This window comes from Oribacterium parvum ACB1, from assembly GCF_000238055.2.
In the GTDB taxonomy this organism is placed as follows: Bacteria; Bacillota; Clostridia; order Lachnospirales; family Lachnospiraceae; genus Oribacterium; species Oribacterium parvum.
Map to the genome: position 1 here is coordinate 1,319,444 of NZ_KE148312.1, position 13,314 is coordinate 1,332,757.

At 45.1% G+C, this 13,314-nt stretch carries 15 protein-coding genes; all 15 read left to right on the top strand.

What is annotated here, in order from left to right:
* The first annotated feature begins 118 nt into the window (after positions 1-118).
* The 15 genes from fliE (at position 119) to flgC (ending at position 13,250) form a co-directional block, all read left to right on the top strand.
* Positions 119-445 (top strand): flagellar hook-basal body complex protein FliE, encoded by a 327-nt coding sequence (gene fliE, locus HMPREF9625_RS05925; protein ID WP_009534822.1) that lies wholly within the window; start codon positions 119-121, stop codon positions 443-445.
* Positions 446-464: 19 nt separating this feature from the next.
* Positions 465-2,114: a flagellar basal-body MS-ring/collar protein FliF gene (fliF, locus tag HMPREF9625_RS05930; protein ID WP_009534821.1), complete on the top strand. Its 1,650-nt coding sequence runs from the start codon at positions 465-467 to the stop codon at positions 2,112-2,114.
* Positions 2,080-3,162, top strand: a complete 1,083-nt coding sequence (gene fliG, locus HMPREF9625_RS05935) for a flagellar motor switch protein FliG (protein WP_009534820.1) — start codon at positions 2,080-2,082, stop codon at positions 3,160-3,162. Before fliF ends, fliG begins: the two co-directional genes overlap by 35 nt.
* A complete protein-coding gene (locus tag HMPREF9625_RS05940; protein WP_009534819.1) occupies positions 3,149-3,955 on the top strand; it encodes a FliH/SctL family protein in 807 nt (268 codons plus the stop codon). The genes fliG and HMPREF9625_RS05940 overlap by 14 nt, the downstream gene beginning before the upstream one ends.
* A 3-nt stretch (positions 3,956-3,958) precedes the next feature.
* Positions 3,959-5,269: a FliI/YscN family ATPase gene (locus tag HMPREF9625_RS05945; RefSeq protein ID WP_009534818.1), complete on the top strand. Its 1,311-nt coding sequence runs from the start codon at positions 3,959-3,961 to the stop codon at positions 5,267-5,269.
* Between the two features lie 37 nt (positions 5,270-5,306).
* Positions 5,307-5,744: a flagellar export protein FliJ gene (gene fliJ / locus HMPREF9625_RS05950; RefSeq protein ID WP_009534817.1), complete on the top strand. Its 438-nt coding sequence runs from the start codon at positions 5,307-5,309 to the stop codon at positions 5,742-5,744.
* 19 nt (positions 5,745-5,763) lie between these two features.
* A complete protein-coding gene (locus HMPREF9625_RS05955; protein WP_009534816.1) occupies positions 5,764-6,972 on the top strand; it encodes a flagellar hook-length control protein FliK in 1,209 nt (402 codons plus the stop codon).
* Positions 6,973-6,982: 10 nt separating this feature from the next.
* On the top strand, positions 6,983-7,516 hold the full coding sequence (locus HMPREF9625_RS05960) for a flagellar hook capping FlgD N-terminal domain-containing protein (RefSeq protein ID WP_009534815.1): 534 nt from the start codon (positions 6,983-6,985) through the stop codon (positions 7,514-7,516).
* Positions 7,517-7,632: 116 nt separating this feature from the next.
* Complete coding sequence (locus HMPREF9625_RS05965; RefSeq protein WP_009534814.1) at positions 7,633-8,640, top strand: flagellar hook-basal body complex protein; 1,008 nt, start codon at positions 7,633-7,635, stop codon at positions 8,638-8,640.
* Positions 8,641-8,744: 104 nt separating this feature from the next.
* Positions 8,745-8,987 carry a flagellar FlbD family protein gene (locus HMPREF9625_RS05970; protein ID WP_009534813.1) on the top strand — a complete coding sequence of 81 codons (243 nt, stop codon included), beginning with the start codon at positions 8,745-8,747 and terminating at the stop codon, positions 8,985-8,987.
* Positions 8,988-9,023: 36 nt separating this feature from the next.
* Entirely contained in the window at positions 9,024-9,848 is an 825-nt protein-coding gene (locus HMPREF9625_RS05975) for a motility protein A (RefSeq protein WP_009534812.1), read from the top strand.
* A complete protein-coding gene (locus tag HMPREF9625_RS05980; RefSeq protein ID WP_009534811.1) occupies positions 9,848-10,987 on the top strand; it encodes an OmpA/MotB family protein in 1,140 nt (379 codons plus the stop codon). Before HMPREF9625_RS05975 ends, HMPREF9625_RS05980 begins: the two co-directional genes overlap by 1 nt.
* Before the next feature lie 91 nt (positions 10,988-11,078).
* On the top strand, positions 11,079-12,338 hold the full coding sequence (locus HMPREF9625_RS05985; protein WP_009534810.1) for a flagellar motor switch protein FliM: 1,260 nt from the start codon (positions 11,079-11,081) through the stop codon (positions 12,336-12,338).
* 75 nt (positions 12,339-12,413) lie between these two features.
* Positions 12,414-12,782: a response regulator gene (locus HMPREF9625_RS05990; RefSeq protein ID WP_009534809.1), complete on the top strand. Its 369-nt coding sequence runs from the start codon at positions 12,414-12,416 to the stop codon at positions 12,780-12,782.
* Between the two features lie 18 nt (positions 12,783-12,800).
* Entirely contained in the window at positions 12,801-13,250 is a 450-nt protein-coding gene (flgC, locus tag HMPREF9625_RS05995) for a flagellar basal body rod protein FlgC (RefSeq protein ID WP_009534808.1), read from the top strand.
* Positions 13,251-13,314: the final 64 nt, after the last annotated feature.

A 13,314-nucleotide genomic window follows, 5' to 3' on the forward strand; every position in this document is an offset into this window, starting at 1 on the left:
ACACACTTAAAAAATACTTAAAATTGTTCGCTCAGAACTTTTTGAATTTTTTTGAAGAATCGGCATCGTGAGAAAAAAGTTGAGCAAAAAAGTCTTTGTGTCCTGAAGGAGGAACAACATGGACCATACAGAATTCATTGTCCCTATGACTTCGTGGAAATTAGGGAATGTTTTTGCAAATCAAGGGATAGGAAGCGGAAGTTCCGAATCTCGTGCGGCGCATACCAATCTTTTTAAAGATGTATTTGTGTCCGCCATCAATAATGTGAAAACAACGCAGTTGGATGTAGAAAACAAACAATATCTTTTGGCGACAGGTCAGCTTTCCGATGCCCACAGTCTTCCTATTGCGGAGGCCAAGGCACAAATCAGCTTGGACTTACTTGTATCGTTACGGAATAAAGCATTGGACAGCTATAACGAGTTGATGAAGATGAACATGTAAGGAATAGGGGAGCTAGCAGGTGCAAAAACTCAAGGAAATGTGGCAGAAGCTGTCACTAAAATCAAAAAAACTCTTGGGCATCATTGCTGCGGCTACGGCTTTAGTCATTGCAGTGGCGGTTTTTCTGATTGCCAGAGGTCAAAAAACAGAATATCAAACCCTTTTTAGCGCACTGAGTCAAAGTGAGGCACAACAGGTGGTTTCCCTTTTGCAGGAACAGAAAGTGCCTTATCTCTATGACGGAAAGAGCGGATCGGTCAAGGTTCCGGAAAAGTCGGTAGATACCTTAAGAGCGCAGCTTCTATCCAAGGGATATCCGAAATCGGGATTTACCTACAATATGTATATCGGAAATTCCGGACTGATGACGACGGAATCGGATAAGAAGCAATACACCCTCTATGATTTACAGGATCGACTGGGGGCTACGATTCGTCTCTTTGAAGGAGTTCGGGACGCCAAAGTCACGATTGCGGAAGGCACGGAGCAGAATTATGCCATAGAAACGGAGAATCCGATTGATGCCAGTGCCAGCGTAGTGGTAACGATGGAAGACGGGGAGAAGCTGGGAGAAAAAAATGCCGAGGCAATCAAGAACCTGGTTGCCCGCTCTGTTAAGGGAATGAATTTTACCAAGGTATCCGTCTTTGATGCAGGAACCATGGAAGAAATTAAAACGGAGGAAGATGGTGACGGAGCTTCCGGAGCAGGCATGGCGAATCTCACGGCTACCGTGGAAGAGAATATCGCTGCCAATATAAGACGGGTACTCGGGAAAATTTACGGTATGGAGAATCTGGCTGTTTCCGTAAAAGGAACGCTGAATATGGCGAAGCTGATTCAGGAAAATACCCAGTATTCGGTTCCTGAAAAAATCGAGGCTACGGATAAAACGGGTCTTCTTCATAATGAAGAGGTGGCAGGAGAAAATGCAGGCGGTTTCGGAGAAAATGCAGCGGGTGTCGCCGGTACGGACTCCAATGCGGATACGCCGCGGTATACCGTACAAAACGGACAGAACAGTGCTGACGGATACGCCAATTCCAGTGCGGCGAGAGAATGGCTATACAATGTTTTAAAGGAACAGAAGGAGATTTCTCCCGGTGTCTTGGAAAATACCACTGTGGCGGTGGTGATTAAAACGGATGATTTGAGTATTCCGGAAAAAGAATTGGTCAATCTTGTTGCAGATGCTGCGGGAATCGAAAGAGAAGACGCAGACAGTAAGATTACCGTTTTACGTTCTATTACCAAAAAGGATGAGGAACAGGTGGAAGAGGCTCCGGCAGAGCAGAAGAGCGTACTGAGTCGATTCCCGCTTTGGGCATTGATTGGTGCAGGTGTTTCGGCATTCTTATTACTTCTTATCGTGATTCTTCTTATCCTGAGAGCGAAGAAGCAGAAGAAGCTGAAGAAGCTTATGGAAGAAGAGATGGAAAATCAGGAGGCACTTAGCGTAAAGCCGAGTGATGAAATTGCAGCGATAGACGAACCGGATGAATATGAACTGAGTGCGGAAGGCAAGATGGTTCACGGTATGAAGCTAAAGAAGAGCATTGGAGAGTTCGCCGATCAAAACCCACAGGTTGTAGCAAAACTGATTCAAAGTTGGATGAGAGAAGAGGAGCAGAACCTTGGCAGAAAACAGCGTAGAAGTACAAAAAAATAAAGGAAATAAAAATCCCGCAAATCCGGAGAAAACGGAGCCGCATCAGGAACTGAACGGAAAACAAAAAGCCGCTTTGGTTGTGGTTTCCTTGGGAGCAGATCGTGCCTCTCAGATTTATAAGTATCTGGGAGAGCATGATGTGGAGGAACTGACCTTTGAGGTTGCAAAGATGGGAAGAACGACGAACTCCATGGTGGAAGATACTCTGGAGCAGTTTTACCGCCTTTGCGTGACCCACAAGATGATGACGGACGGCGGTATGGAATATGCCAGGGCTGTATTGGAGAAGGCCTTCGGAGCAACGGCAGCCAAGTCTTTGCTCGATCGTGTTTCTCATACGCTGGCATCCAGACCCTTCAATTTCTTCTCAAAGGGAGATCCGAAAGCTTTGCTTTCCCTTTTACAGAACGAAAGACCGCAGGTTATTGCCCTTATCCTTTCCTATATGGATGCGGAGCAGGCAGCGCAGATTCTGGAGACTCTTGTAGAAGCTAAGCGTATTCCGACCGTAGTCGCCATGGCAAAGATGGATCGTGTTTCTCCGGAGGCGATTGCCATTGTGGAAGAAGAGATGAGAAGAAAGTTCGATACCATCATTACCAGTGAGGACAATATGAACCTTGGCGGTATTGACTTTGTAGCGGACGTGATGAACCACATTGACCGCAGCAATGAGAAGAAGATCTTTGACGAATTGGATGTAACCGATCCCGATCTTTCTACAGATATCAAGGATAAGATGTTCGTATTCGAGGATATTCTTACTATGGACGATCGTTCCGTTCAGCGCTTCATCAGAGAATGCGAGTCCAAGGATATTGTATTTGCATTAAAGACGGCAAACGAAGAAATGAAGCAGATTTTCTTCCACAATATGTCCAAGCGTATGGCGGAAACGGTGCAGTCCGATATGGAAGTATCCAGAAATGTCCGCTTAAAGGATGTAGAAGAGGCACAGCAGCGCATTGTAAATCTCATTAGGCTACTGGAAGAAAAGGGTGAGGTCATCATCAATAAGGGAGGCGATGAAGACAATGTCCTCGTCTAGAAATATTATAAAATCCAGATACAATAAGGAGCTTTCCAGCTATGTCTCTCTTCTGGAAGCCGAATCCGCAGTGGCTTTAGCGGATGTCGAAAATGCGGTAGAGGAGGAAGAGCAGCAGAAGGAAAGCTTGGGGATGGTTCTTCCGGAAAAAAAAGAGGAGAATCCTTACCATGAGACCTTACTTCACCTTGCGTTGGAAAAGGCACAGCACATTATAGACGGTGCTGAGAGGGAGGCCGAAGAGACCCGCTTGAAAGCCCAAAAAGAAGGAAGGGAAGAAGGGTATCGGGAAGGTTTTGCGGAAGGAAAGAAAGAGGCGGAAGAAAAAATTCTTGCGGAACACGCGGAAGAGCTGGAATCCTTTAGACAGGATTTAAACCGTACCCTCCGTACCGTGGAGGATGCCAAAACGGAAAGACTCTACCGCTATATGGATGAGTTAAAGGACGTCGCTATCGCTGTTGCGGAAAAGATCATTCATGTCAGCCTTCGGTCTTCCGGAGAAGTTATTCGGAGAATGATTTTAAAAGAGGCGGAAAGAATCAAGAAAACCACTTGGTTGAAACTGCACATCGACAGGCTGGATTATGAAATGCTGATAGCGACGGACTCCGATATTGCATCGGAACTGGCCCAGGTTTCCGACAACATCAAGTTTGTCATCGTGGAAAAGGAAGAACCGGGAACACTCATCATGGAGACGCAGGAGGAAATCGTAGATGCAGGGATAGCGACACAGATGGAAAACCTGCGAGAAAGATTGGGACACTTGGATACCCAAGAGAGTGAGTAATCAATGTATGAAAATATTCTCTCCACCATTAAAAAGATGGATACTGTCGAGAATATCGGAAAAATTGAAAATATCGTAGGGATGTCTATGGAGGCTTCCGGTACGGGAAAGTCCAGTATCGGAGATATCTGTATGATTTACAGTGATGAGACGGAGACGCAGGTTGCTGCGGAAGTGGTCGGATTCAAAGGAGACCATGTACAGCTCATGACTTATAAAAGTTCCGTGGGCATCACCTCCGGTGCCTTTGTGCGGAACACACGGCGAAGACTGCGTATTCCGGTAGGCGATTTTTTAAAGGGAAGAATCGTCGATGCACAAGGGATGCCGATAGATGGAGGCGCGCCCTTCCCGGAAAGTGAGTACTATACAGTCAATAATTCGTATATGAATCCTTTGGACAGACCGCCGATCAGAGAGAGACTTCAGTTTGGTATCAAGGCAATAGACGGATTGAATACCATAGGGAAGGGACAGCGTATCGGCATATTTTCCGGGTCAGGTGTAGGAAAGTCAACCCTGATGGGAATGATTGCCAGAAATGTAAAGGCGGACATCAATGTGATTGCGCTTGTAGGAGAGCGTGGTCGAGAAATTCTGGAGTTTGTGGAAAAGGATCTCGGAGAAGAGGGAATGAAACGTACCATCTTGGTTGTGGCGACCTCCGACCAGCCTGCAATGCTTCGTGTGAAGGCGCCCTTAGTTGCGACTACGATTGCAGAGTATTTCCGGGATAAGGGCATGGATGTACTTCTTATGATGGACTCCCTAACCCGTTTTGCCATGGCACAAAGAGAAATCGGACTTGCAACGGGAGAACCGCCCATTGCAAGAGGATACACTCCTTCCATTTATGCGGAATTCCCGAGACTTTTGGAAAGAGCGGGAGCCTTTAGAAAAGGCTCCATTACCGGGGTTTATACGGTACTTGTCGAAGGAGACGATACCAACGAACCCATCGCGGATACGGTCCGCGGTATTTTGGACGGACATATCGTACTATCGCGTCAACTTGCGGCTGAAAATCATTACCCAGCGATAGATATCGGTATGAGTATCTCCCGTCTTATGACGGAACTTGTCTCCGAAGAGCATAAAAAATATGCCGCAAGAATCAGAAACGTTCTTGGCTTATATCAAAAAAATGCGGACCTCATTGCTATCGGTGCATATAAAAAAGGATCCGATCCTAAACTCGATGATGTTATAGACAGATACCCTGCTATTAACGAATTTCTAACGCAAAATATAGATGAATCATTTTCCTATGAAGAAACAGTAATAAAAATGGAAGAAATAACCGATATTCCTTAGGATGCAGGATATTCCAAAATAGAAAGGACGGGCAGAAATGAAAAAGTTTTGCTACAGTCTCGAATCAGTCTACCGGTTTAAGCAGAATGTTTTAGACAAGAAGAAGGAAGAACTTGCGAAAAAAGAACAGGATGTTCAGAAGCAAAAAAACCTTTTAGAGGAGCTCAATGATGAGTTGCACTACTATGAAGCGGAGTTTGAGCGAATCAAGAAAGAGGGCTGTTCTATCGAAAACATGATGATTTACGTGCGCGGACTGGAAAGAATGGAAAAACGCATAAAAAAAGAAGAGAACGAGCTTACACGTCTAATGGTTATCGCGGAGGAAAAGAAAAAAGAAGTAATCAAAGCCCATATGGATACCAACACCTTTGAGAAATTAAAGGAAAAAAGGCTGGAAGAATATCGCGTACAGGGACGAAAAGCGGAGGAGTCCTTCATTGAAGAATTTGTTACTCATGCAATGAAGGCCTAGAAGTAGTACAGGAGACAATATGGCGGAAATAATGATGTTGAACAACAGCACAAGTACAATTCAACAGAATCCGAGCCTTTCCTTGGGAAAAGAGAGTTTGAAAACAAGGGGAGGGGAAGCAGAAGACCTTGCCCTGAATTTCGGGAATTTCCTTCGTGCTTCGAAAGAAGAGAACGGAAAAGAAGAAGTGGCGGCAAAAGGGAAGAAGAAGGATGTAGAAGAGCAGCCAAGGGAAGAGAAGGAAGTGAAAGTTAAGACGCCGGATGAAAAGAAGGCGGAGAAAAAGCCGGAAGAGAAAGACATGCTTTCCGAAGAGGAAAGAGTGGATAGCCTTGCCTTGGAAAATAACTTTCTGATGCAAAGAGATCAGCTGAAGGTGGAACTGAAGACGAAGCTGGAAGAGGCGAACGGATTAAGCGGAGAAGTAAAGGCGGTAGAAGAGAGCATTCGAAACCTTCCCGCTATAGAAGAAAGCTTCAAAGAAGAAGGCGTGGAAAAGGCAATTGCTTCCGAAGAGGATTCTTCCAAGATATCGCTTCCGCTAAATGAAGAGAAGCTTGAAGAGAAAGGCGAAGAGCTTTTGAAACCCGATTCAGAGAAGAAGCCTGCTGTGCAAAGTGAAAAGATGGAAGCGGCTGATACAAGAGAAGAAAAGAAGGGAAGCAGGATCCTGAAGGACCGAATTGCGCGTCCCGACTTAAAAAAAGAAGACTTGCAACAGATGGGAGAGCTTAAAGCGGAAAAACCTTTTAAAGCGGAATTAAGCCCTCTTCCCGGAATCGAAAAAGCGGAAAACTTACATCTTGTCACAAAAGAAGAGTCTATAACAAAGGATGTGGCAGAGCTTTTAGCTGAGAAAATGGATCTCCATAAGGGAGAGCTGAAGATTGAGCTGGAACCGAGGACCTTAGGCCAGATTACCGTAAAGGTAAACTTTATAGGCGGAAAAGCCAATGTGGTGATTTTAGCGGAGAATCCGAAGACGCTCCATCTCTTACAAAACGGTGCAGGAGAGATGGCAAGAATCTTGGAAGAGAAAACCGGAGAAATTACAAAGGTCATTGTCCATGAGGAGAATCAGGGTGAACAGTTCTTTAGGGATAACGATTCGAACAGCAAAGAAAACAAGAATGAGGCAGAACGTAGGCTAAGAGAAGCGGAAGAAGAGAAGAATAAGGGTAACACCGAGGAATTCCTACATAGAATGAGACTCGGTCTTACGGAGTAAGGAGAAGAATATGGGTATTTCAAATGTATCTTCAGCAAGTAACCCCTATGAAACAGGGAGCTACTCGGCGAAGGCCAATGAGAAAAATACATTGACAATTGAAAGCTATTTTAAGCTTTTGTCTGCGCAACTTGCTCATCAGGATATGACTAATCCTATGGACAACAGTGAAATGATGGCGCAGATGACACAGATGGCAATGGTACAGAGCTTGGGAACCATGACCACCAATATGAAAGAAGAGATGGCATTGACCAAGACAACTTACCTTGCCGGGCTTATCGGAAAAGAAGTAACAGTCAGGGTTCCGGAGGAAATACTTGCGGCTAATCCTAGTGCAGCCAAGGAGAAGAGCGGTACGATTGTTTCCGTAAACTTAAGCGGTAAGGAACCGACCTTCCGGATAAATGGCGATACAACGGAATATCCCTTAAACAGTTTGATACAGCTTAGACAGGCAGGAACAGGTACTGCTTCATCGAGTACCCTTCCTGCCGCCCCCTCCACCGGAAGTCCTGCCACACCGGGGCCGGGAGGTCATTAAAATTTAATTTTTCTATTATAGAAAAGAGAAAAATGGTCGATAGTCAAACGTAAACTTATACAGATTGCAATACCTCTTTTTAGAGAAAATTCAGATCTCGGAAAGGAAATAAAAGAATGTTAAGAGCAATGGATTCTGCTGTAGCAGGTTTAAGGGCACATCAAAACAAATTGGATGTAATCGGTAATAATATTGCCAATGTCAATACCTTTGGTTTTAAGTCACAGGCGTATAGCTTTAAGGATGCAATGTACCAGACCTCCAGAACTTCTTCAGGGGGAAAGACGGATACAAACGGAAACGGGATTATCGGAGGTGCTAACCCGGCTCAGTACGGTTACGGATCTCTTACCGGATCGATTGCAACGGACTTTACAACCAGTACACCGACCTATGTAGGCGGATTTAATGCAGCCATCAACGGTTCCGGTTTTTTTATCACCAGTTCTTCCAATAAGAAGGTGGTGTTGGATCCTGCAGATATTCGGGCAACTACGGCGGTACTGAAGAAGAGCAATTTCGCCTATACCAGAGTAGGACAGTTCTCTGTGGATGCAAACGGCTATATTGTGGATGCAAATCATAATTTCGTATACGGCTTCCAGCCGGATTCTCTGACAGAGCCTACGAAATATGGAGACGAGGGCAAGGATTTAGTTCCTTTAAGAGCTCCCGAGTTAAAGGCCGACGGAACGGTTGACCTTACACCGCCCTCCTTTGCAAACCGTGCAGCACAGATGAAGTCGATTGAAATCGGCGAGGACGGTATTATAAAGGGCATTATTGATTTGAAGACCCTCGGACCACCCGCACAGATTACAGCAACTTCTATCGTTTTAGGAAAGGTCGGCGTGGCTTCCTTCCAGAATCAGGAAGGTTTGAGCAAGGCAGGAAACAACACCTTTAATGCCGGAGTCGGGGATAATACGGGATATATTTCCGCAACCATGCCGGGAGAAGGTTCAACCTCCACTTTGATGGCCGGCTATCTTGAGGCTTCCAACGTAGATCTTGCCAAGGAGTTCTCGGATATGATCACCACGCAAAGAGGTTTCCAGGCGAACACCAAGATAATTACCGTGTCTGATGAAGTACTACAGGACCTTGTTAACATGAAGCGATAAGGGAAGAAGCTTCTAAGCTAAGTATACACTTATCTGCGGTTTATCTTGCGGGATAAACCGTAGATGAGTCATTACCCGATTAGGTTGAAGAGAGGAAGGGAATCATGATTCGCCTAACAAAGTTAAACGGAGAAGAAATCTTTTTAAATTATTTTCAGGTTTTATACATTCGACGAATACCGGAGACGAAAATCAAGCTTGCCAATGGAGACTTTTACCTTGTAAAGGATAGCGTAGAGTCTATTATCAAGCAGGTACAGGGGTTCTTGGGGAATTGCCTTACTTTTCAGAATAAGCTCCACGACGGAGATGATGTCCTTGAGATAAAGGGGACAGAGGTATTCTGATTAGAAGAAATAAGCAAGGAGGCTAATGGATAGAGTATGGATTTATCAATGATTATAGGCTGGGTAGTGGCCATAATACTAATCATTAACGGTATTACCGCTGATAAGCTGATGAATTTCTGGGATATTCCCAGTATTCTGATTACCGTAGGAGGAACTCTTGCGGCAATTGTTGCCAGCTATCCTTTCCGTATACTGAAGGAAGTTCCGAAACATATCGCTATCTGCTTCCGGGGCAATAAGAAATACAGTGTACCGCAGGCTGTGGATTCGATAGTGGATTTGGCATTAATTGCAAGACAAAGCGGATTGCTTGCCTTGGAAGAAAGAGCGGAGGATTTAAAAGAACCGTTTTTCAAACAGGCGGTCTTGATGATTGTCGATGCAAATGATCCCGATAAAGTAAGAAAATCCTTAGAGAAACAGGTGGAAGACATGATGATCCGACATGAAGAAGCAAAGAGCCTGTATATAAGAGGTTCAGGCTATGCACCTGCTTTCGGAATGATTGGAACACTGGTAGGACTGATCAATATGTTAAAGGGGATGAATCTTTCCGGATCCGGAGGTTCCAGTACGTTGGGACAGGACATGAGTGTGGCCTTGGTTACCACCTTTTACGGTACTATTTTAAGTAATGTTTTCTTTCATCCTATTACACAAAAGTTGTCGTTAAGAGATGCTGAAGAAATCTTATATTGTCAGACAATCATCGAGGGTGTTATTGCCATTCAGTCGGGTGAGAATCCCAAGGTAATAAGAGAGAGACTTCTTGCCTCCCTTGCACAGAAACAGCAGAGTAAGATTTTGGCAAGGGTCGGACTGAACTCGTCGCATGGAGCGACTGAAGGAGAAAAGTAATGAAGAGAAGAGGAGGTGGACCGGAAGGCGGTTCCTGGATGGACACCTATGGAGACATGGTTACTCTTTTACTGACTTTCTTTGTACTTCTTTATTCGATGTCTACCCTGGATGCTGCAAAGTGGGATGTTTTTGTCCGCTCCATTTTTCCGAACGGAAGACCGGGAGAGAAAAGTGCGGAGCAGATTATTATAAACGGTAAGTCAACGAATGAGAGCGAAAGTGCGGGAGCAGGAAACCCTTCGGAGTTAACAGAGACGATAGAGAATGCAGAAGACCTGTATCTTCAGATTGTCAAAGCCCTGAATGATGCCGGAATTTCCGGTGTAGAGGTTTCCCGAGGGGAGGATTATACCTTTGTGGTATTTAAGGATAAAGCCTTCTTTGATGGAGACAGTTCCGTGATTACAAAGCAGGGGCAGGAAACCTTAACCGTCTTCTGTGATGCACTGCAAAACAGTGGAGAAAAGTTATCTCAGGTCAATATTATGGGACATACGGCGCAAGGAGATCCCACAAGACCGAACAATCCGAGAAACGACAGAATGCTTTCGGTTATGAGAGCCGCGGAAGTTTGTCTCTTTATACAGGGAAGAGGAATCATCGCTCCCGAAAAACTCATCAGTATAGGATATGGGCAATTCCATCCAATTGCGGATAATGAGAGCTCTGAAGGCAGAGCGAAAAACCGAAGGGTTGAGATTCTTCTTATCGATGAAGGGGCTCAAATTCGAGACATAAATGAGTATTTTCAAGAATATTACAGCGGAAAGAACGCCGATAAAACGATTGTAACTTCAGGTGTTCCGGAAAATATTGAAAATGGAAACAATCAGGAAGCACTGCAAGAGGTTTCCCCTGAAGGGGAAGAGCCTCAGGCAGAGAATATAGAGGCAGGCGGAGAGATGGCAACGGCAGAAGTGCAAGCTCAGCCGGAAGCAGTACCGGAGGAAGTACCGGTTCAACCGGAGGAAGCCGTTCCCGCAGGTCGTGCGCCTCACTCTCAGGAGCAGGCGCGAAATAAGGTACCGACTGTCGCCGGTGTTTCTCGTGAAATTCCCGGAGAAGAGGAAGAGGAGTTTTTTCCTTACCTTGTAAGAGAGCTTTCCAGAGGGCTGGGACTGGGACATTCACGATAAGAAAAAAAGGAAAGAGAATTGCAATCGGGGCGAAAGGGGTTAAGTGAAAAAGGGAAAGCTTTTTCGCAACAGTTCAGGAAGAGGTTTGTAGATGGCAGACGTATTATCTCAAAGCCAAATTGATGCGCTTCTGAAATCCATGCAGGACACTCCGCCAAAAGAAGAGGCGGTGGAAACGGATCTGGACGAGATTTTAGACCAGCTTAATAATGAGGAATCGCAGGTTCAAGAGGATCATTACAGTAAGTATGATTTCTACAGCCCGAGGAAGTTTACCAAAGAGAAGATTCGTTTATTAAAGAGTATATTTGATAACTATGCTCGAATCTTGACTTCCCAGGTGAACGGTATTTTCCGTACTACAACGGATATTACGGTTTTGGAATTACGAGAAACCCGGTATTACGAGTACGTCAATGCTTTTCATGAAAACGACTGTATGACCATCGTGGAAACCCATGTTGAGGGAAAAGGAAAGAGCAATGTGCCTTTGATGGCTTATCTTTCTCCCGGATTAACTCTGACTCTGGTCAGTCACATGCTGGGCGGTACGGAATCCTTCTTAAAGACGGAAGGGGAATATCGCTACACGGATGTGGAAATGGCGCTGTACAAAAGGATTATGGACTATATCGTTCATGCCTTGGGAGACGGATTCAGCAATTATATCAATGCGGAGTTTAAGATCGCAAAGGTAGAGACGAACCCCTCCATGGTTCAGGAAGTCGGTTTGGATGAGACGGTAGTCATTGTCGTATTGAACGTTGACATTTCCGGTCTTGCAATGGAAAGAATCAGACTTTGTCTTCCGGGAACTCTGCTGGAGCATATCTTCAAGATTATTGATAACCGGAAGCATCTGGCAAGAGGTTTTGCTTACGAAAACAACCAGGACATCATTATGCAGCATCTCCGTGCGTCCGAGTTCCCGATGACCGGACAGCTCGGTATTGTGAGACTCGATATCGAAGACTTGTATCACTTAAAGGTAGGCGATGTAATCGATTTGAACAGGGAAAAGGATTCCGCAGTGAAATTATATGTGGGAAGACAGCCTTGGTTTACCGGAAAGATGGGAGTTTTCAAGAAAAATATTGCTGTTCGTATAGAGGAACGCATTATGCAAAAGGAAGATCTGCCGAAAGAAGATACAGCAGAGGAAGATCTTTTGGAAGAGGTACCTAGGGAAGAGGCATCCGGTGAAAAGTTGCCGGAAAGCATTGATGTAAGTGCCATGGCAGACAGTCCCGATGCTGACGCTAAGATAGAAAGTCCCAATACAGGCGTTATGGCGGAGGATGTTCAGGAGCTTTTGGAAGACGTGAGTTCGGAGTATTCCTTAGCTGAGTAAGGTGGAAAAAGATACTCTTAAGGTGGAGACACCAGGAGATATAGAAAAGCAAAGATAAGGATAGGAGAAACGAAGATGGCAAAGATTTTGTTAGTGGATGATGCAGCGTTTATGCGAATGATGGTCAAAAACTCCCTGACCAAGGGAGGGTTTGCAGATTGCACCTTCGTGGAAGCACAGGACGGCATGGAGGCGGTAAAAAAGTTTGATGAAGAGAGCCCGGACTTGGTGATTATGGACATTACGATGCCCAATATGGACGGTTTGCAGGCCTTGAAGAAAATCAGAGAGGGACATCCTGAGGCAAAGGTTGTGATGTGTACCGCCATGGGTCAGGAAAGTATGGTAGTGGATGCTATTAAGTCGGGGGCGAAAGATTTTGTTGTGAAGCCTTTTAATGCCGAGCGTATCACTTCTACGGTTAAAACCATTTTAGGGGTTTAAAGAGAGAAGAGGAAGAGTATGTCATTTTTAAATTCATTTGATATCAGTGCTTCAGGTTTGAGTGCGCAGAGAGTCAGAATGGACATCGCTGCAGAGAATATTGCGAATGTGGATACCACAAGAACGGAAAGTGGCGGAGCTTACAAAAGAAAAGATGTCGTTTTGGAGAGCTTCGGAGCACGTTCTTTCCAGCAGGCGCTTAGGAATGCGGCAAATGGCAAAGGCTTCCGAGGGCAGCATGCGGGAGTTAGAGTGCATAGTATTATTGCGGACGATCGGGAAATGAAGAGGGTCTATAATCCGAATCATCCTGATGCGGATGCCCAAGGCTATGTGAATTATCCGAATGTGGACATTTTGAAAGAGACGGTAGACTCCATGTCTGCGACTCGTTCTTATGAAGCAAATGTAACAGCGCTCAATGCCATGAAAACGATGGCACAACGTGCGTTGGAGATTGGTAAATAATAAGACAGGGATTGTTTGTATTAGTTAGCGGGTTGTGTTTCATGTGCTTAAAAGCAACATAACT

Excerpts from the sequence above, each read along its gene's own strand:
- HMPREF9625_RS05975 (WP_009534812.1), top strand. The coding sequence starts at position 9,024 with ATGGATTTATCAATGATTATAGGCTGGGTAGTGGCCATAATACTAATC.
- HMPREF9625_RS05940 (WP_009534819.1), top strand. The coding sequence starts at position 3,149 with ATGTCCTCGTCTAGAAATATTATAAAATCCAGATACAATAAGGAGCTT.
- HMPREF9625_RS05980 (WP_009534811.1), top strand. The coding sequence starts at position 9,848 with ATGAAGAGAAGAGGAGGTGGACCGGAAGGCGGTTCCTGGATGGACACC.
- flgC (WP_009534808.1), top strand. The coding sequence starts at position 12,801 with ATGTCATTTTTAAATTCATTTGATATCAGTGCTTCAGGTTTGAGTGCG.
- fliJ (WP_009534817.1), top strand. The coding sequence starts at position 5,307 with ATGAAAAAGTTTTGCTACAGTCTCGAATCAGTCTACCGGTTTAAGCAG.
- HMPREF9625_RS05955 (WP_009534816.1), top strand. The coding sequence starts at position 5,764 with ATGGCGGAAATAATGATGTTGAACAACAGCACAAGTACAATTCAACAG.
- HMPREF9625_RS05970 (WP_009534813.1), top strand. The coding sequence starts at position 8,745 with ATGATTCGCCTAACAAAGTTAAACGGAGAAGAAATCTTTTTAAATTAT.
- fliE (WP_009534822.1), top strand. The coding sequence starts at position 119 with ATGGACCATACAGAATTCATTGTCCCTATGACTTCGTGGAAATTAGGG.
- HMPREF9625_RS05985 (WP_009534810.1), top strand. The coding sequence starts at position 11,079 with ATGGCAGACGTATTATCTCAAAGCCAAATTGATGCGCTTCTGAAATCC.
- HMPREF9625_RS05945 (WP_009534818.1), top strand. The coding sequence starts at position 3,959 with ATGTATGAAAATATTCTCTCCACCATTAAAAAGATGGATACTGTCGAG.
- HMPREF9625_RS05990 (WP_009534809.1), top strand. The coding sequence starts at position 12,414 with ATGGCAAAGATTTTGTTAGTGGATGATGCAGCGTTTATGCGAATGATG.
- HMPREF9625_RS05965 (WP_009534814.1), top strand. The coding sequence starts at position 7,633 with ATGTTAAGAGCAATGGATTCTGCTGTAGCAGGTTTAAGGGCACATCAA.
- HMPREF9625_RS05960 (WP_009534815.1), top strand. The coding sequence starts at position 6,983 with ATGGGTATTTCAAATGTATCTTCAGCAAGTAACCCCTATGAAACAGGG.